The 1,310-nt window shown below is 45.0% G+C and carries 1 protein-coding gene; it reads left to right on the top strand.

Features of this window, described 5'->3' with window-relative positions; all coding sequences use genetic code 11:
- The coding region (locus JGK20_RS34330; protein ID WP_293233857.1) for a reverse transcriptase domain-containing protein at positions 1-1,225 on the top strand (1,225 nt) is incomplete at its 5' end.
- Between the last annotated feature and the right edge of the window lie 85 nt (positions 1,226-1,310).

The raw sequence follows: 1,310 nt of genomic DNA, 5'->3' as shown, positions 1-1,310 counted from the left end.
TGACAAGCACCAAGTCACTGAGGAGCCGTGTGAAGAGAAATTTTCACGCACGGTTTTGGAGAGCGGCGGCTCTCGTGAGAGGGTCGCCGACTTTAATCGTTCGGCACATGATGCTCATAAGTACATCTTCGACAACCTTAACTCCCATGCCAAAGGAATAGAAAAGCGAGTTATAGAACTCGATATCGAAAAATGCTTCGACCGGATTAACCACTCAACAATAATGGATGAACTCATCGCCCCCAAAGGGTTAAAGCTCGGTATCTTCCGATGCCTGAAAGCAGGAGTGAACCCAGAATTCCCCAAACAGGGTACACCACAAGGGGGAGTAGTTAGCCCACTCTTAGCTAATATCGCGCTCAACGGGATAGAAAGTATTCACAGATACAAAGCCAATGGGCGAACCAACGAACCATCAATCCGCTATGCGGACGACATGGTAATAATACTCCGCCCCGAAGATAACGCGACAGAAATACTTGAAAAAATTAGCCGATTTTTAGCAGAGCGAGGAATGAAGGTAAGCGAAAAAAAGACCAAGATAACCGCCACGACAGATGGCTTTGATTTCCTAGGCTGGAACATTAGGGTTCAGAATAACGGCAAGTTTAAATGCACTCCATCAGTGGGTAATTTTAAAGCTTTCCGTGAGAAAGTAAAAGGCATTGTCAATAACTCGAATTATGGCGCTAAGGTCAAGGCTGAAAAATTAGCTCCCTTAGTTAGAGGCTGGAGGAATTACCATCGTTTTTGCAAGATGGACGGGTCAAGGTTTTCCCTGTTCCATATCGAAACAAGAGCATATAAGGTATTCAACAAGGAATCCAAACAAAACCGCTACTCTAGCAAGAAATTACTAGATAAAGCGTTCCCATCGGTACCTTCCTCCGAAAATAAGCACATCAAAGTCAAGGGTGAGAAATCCCCTTACGATGGCGACTTCACCTACTGGAGTAAGCGTAACAGCAAGCTCTATGACGGGGAAACCTCTAAAGCTCTTACAAGGCAAAACCATAAATGTGCATCCTGTGGGCTGAATTTCACAAGTGAGGAGCGGATAAACCTGCACCATATCGACGGAAATCATGCCAATCGGAAAAAAGCGAATCTTGAAGCAATTCACGAGAGTTGCCATGATTATCTACACATGAGCAAAGGCGTAAGCCAAGAACATCGGGAGCCGGATGCGGTGAAAATCGCACGTCCGGTTCGTGCGGTTCGTTGATTGAAACCAAAGTCTCATAAAACTTAGGAGGAAAATCGTCTCTACACCGCCTTGAGTGCAAACTCAGAAATATAGTAGAGATAAC

It is taken from the genome of Microcoleus sp. PH2017_05_CCC_O_A, from assembly GCF_020738785.1.
Classification (GTDB): Bacteria; Cyanobacteriota; Cyanobacteriia; order Cyanobacteriales; family Microcoleaceae; genus Microcoleus.
The sequence above is the reverse complement of the archived record's forward strand: the minus strand, read 5'-3'. Positions and strand labels throughout refer to the sequence as shown.